The sequence below is a fragment of the Neglectibacter sp. X4 genome (assembly GCF_009917365.1).
In the GTDB taxonomy this organism is placed as follows: Bacteria; Bacillota; Clostridia; order Oscillospirales; family Acutalibacteraceae; genus Acutalibacter.
The window spans coordinates 1-2328 of sequence record NZ_QWLE01000132.1 but is presented as its reverse complement, the minus strand read 5'-3'; the positions used below and the strand labels follow the sequence as shown (position 1 = coordinate 2328).

3 protein-coding genes and 2 pseudogenes are annotated in these 2328 nt (G+C 51.2%); 2 read left to right on the top strand and 3 right to left on the bottom strand.

The annotated features are described in order from the left end of the window. Positions 1-3: 3 nt before the first annotated feature. A complete protein-coding gene (locus D1841_RS17020) occupies positions 4-510 on the top strand; it encodes a DUF2815 family protein (RefSeq protein WP_237076451.1) in 507 nt (168 codons plus the stop codon). A 68-nt stretch (positions 511-578) separates the two neighbouring features. Then, entirely contained in the window at positions 579-1031 is a 453-nt protein-coding gene (locus D1841_RS17015; RefSeq protein WP_201751359.1) for a hypothetical protein, read from the top strand. On the opposite strand, the pseudogene D1841_RS17010 reads toward D1841_RS17015, so the two are convergent. From D1841_RS17010 to D1841_RS17000, 3 genes and pseudogenes are all read right to left on the bottom strand, one after another. Further along, positions 976-1236 (bottom strand): annotated as a pseudogene (locus D1841_RS17010) (type IV secretory system conjugative DNA transfer family protein); the annotation flags it as partial. The gene D1841_RS17015 and the pseudogene D1841_RS17010 overlap by 56 nt on opposite strands. A 107-nt stretch (positions 1237-1343) precedes the next feature. Next, positions 1344-2093: a PD-(D/E)XK nuclease family transposase gene (locus tag D1841_RS17005; protein WP_161880183.1), complete on the bottom strand. Its 750-nt coding sequence runs from the start codon at positions 2091-2093 to the stop codon at positions 1344-1346. A 43-nt stretch (positions 2094-2136) separates the two neighbouring features. Next, positions 2137-2328, bottom strand: a pseudogene (locus D1841_RS17000) (IS5/IS1182 family transposase); the annotation flags it as partial.

The following is a 2328-nucleotide window of genomic DNA, read 5'->3' as shown; positions in this document are numbered from 1 at the left end:
TTCCTGTCCAGATCACCTTGGGCCGGCAGACAGCGCGGCAGATGGAGCAGATGGGCCTTGTGGTTCCAGCCTCCTATCGTGTCCAAGAAGGACGCCAAGACCATCACCGCCATCCAGAAGGCCATCGAACAGGCCAAGAAGGACTCCGTGGGCAAGTGGGGCGGCAAGATTCCCCCCAACCTCAAGCCCCCTCTCCGGGACGGCGACACCGACCGGCCCGATGACGAGGCGTATGCCGGGAGCTTCTTCCTCAACGCCAACAGCCGTCAGGCTCCCCAGGTGGTGAACCGCAAGGTGCAGCCCATCATCGACCAGAGCGAGGTGTACAGCGGCTGCTACTGCAATGTCAGCGTTACCTTCTACGGCTACAATAGCAACGGGAATCGGGGAGTTGCTGCCGGACTCGGAAATGTCCAGTTCGTAAAGGACGGCGAGGCTCTCGGCGGTCGCTCCAAGGCCAGCGATGACTTTGAGGCCATGGCGGACGAGGACGAGGATTTCCTCTCCTGACAAACACACGACTTTTGGCGAGAGGGGTGGAGGGCCTCCACCCCTCTTTGCCATATCAGGAGGCAAGTATGAGCCTGTTAGCAATCGACATCGAGACCTTTTCTGACGTGGATCTTCCGAAGTGCGGTGTGTACGCCTATTCGGATTCCCCCAGATTTGAAATTCTCCTCTTTGCCTATGCCTTTGACGATGAACCGACCCAGGTGGTCGATCTGGCCCGTGGGGAGCAGCTCCGCGACCGGGTGCTGGCTGCTCTGGAGGATGAGACTGTCACCAAGACAGCCTTCAACGCCGCATTCGAGCGGACGTGTATCTCCCGCTACTTAGGACGGCAGCTCTCTTCGGCCTCTTGGCAGTGTACCGCCGTCCAATCGGCGATTATTTTCTGCGCGGTCAACTTCGTAGATCATCACAAGTACGTTTCCAACAAACGGACGTATTACGGCATACGGAATATGAGCGACAAACATGGGTTTTCAGTGCGCCGCCGTTTTCCAGCGCCTTGTCGCACAGGACGTTGAACATCTGCGTATAAACCATCGCAGAAATGAAATTGAATGTCATATCCGTGTCGGACACGATACAGAACAGCGCCGTCTTGCGGTCGCCTATCTTTTCAAGTTCCAGTTCATCGCCCTCCATCAGTTCCCGTACCTCCCGGATGTCAAAGGGAGCCATACGAGCGCCGCAGCTAATAAGTATAGATTTAGCTGTTTTGCCTGTTGCTTGTTGTCAAGGACTTTTTAATATAATTCATAGATTGTTCATGTTTTGGACGTAAAACAAGGCTGGGAACCTGTTGTCAGATTCCCGGCCTTGAATAGCCCTGGTGCTTAAACTTTTTGCGCCGTTTGTAGTTTCTTCACTTCATCGAGTGAAAGACCAACGTACTCGGCAATCTTTTCGAGGGCCAAAGTTCCGTCTGCTAACATACGAAATACTGTTCTCTGTTTTTCCGCTTTTGTGGCCTCCTCGCGTTCTTCCTTCCGCATATCCTCAATCACTTTGCACATTTCGCTCACTCCTTTCGGATTTTCCTTCAAATACCTGGTACGGTCTGCCAACAGCTTGAAATTCATATCTGCGGCATCGGTGCAGTTAAAGTCGTGCATCAGCTTCCCTATGTCGGAATTGCCCCGATACTCGCCATTCACATAAAAAATATGTTCCCCGTCTGCGAAAGGTTTACCCGTGGTAATGTTCATCCGCTCAATAAGATAAACTGGTTCACCTTTCCCGTAAAAGTCCTTTTCGGTGATGAAAATGGTATATGTGTCAGGCAGTTCACGAAATTCCTGCCCAGCATCCAGATTTTCAATATCCAGCACACTGGAATGAAATCTTGCTCGGTGCGGGTCTGCCCCCTTATCCTCCCGCTGAATTTCCATATCATACTTTTTCCCGATAGAATCTGTTCCGTATGCGTCCAAGCAGATAGAACGCGCCCCAGCCAGCCGCTTCATATCCTTTTGCGTCTGACAGTCAGTAATCACTAAATCAGGCTTACCCGTAATAATGCGAAGCACCATTTCAGCTAAAGGGATGTTGTCTTTGAAAAGGCAGCGCATAAAATCATCATCCATCGGTCTGAAACTGCGAAGCCTTTCTAAATAGTGTCTACATGAGTCAAGCACGAATAGCAGCCCAAATAGCGATACAACGGACGTGTACCGCAGCGATAAAGGCATCAGAGGTCTTAGCATAACGAGTAGCAATCCCTCTCCAGCGTTTCAGTGTAAGAAAGCAGTTTTCTACCAAATGACGCAGCTTATAGAGATATTTATCATAGTCACGCTGTTCTTTGCGGTTCCTCTTGGG

Coding starts and splice junctions, on each gene's coding strand:
- D1841_RS17015 (WP_201751359.1), top strand. CDS start 579: ATGAGCCTGTTAGCAATCGACATCGAGACCTTTTCTGACGTGGATCTT.
- D1841_RS17005 (WP_161880183.1), bottom strand. CDS start 2,093: ATGGATGATGATTTTATGCGCTGCCTTTTCAAAGACAACATCCCTTTA.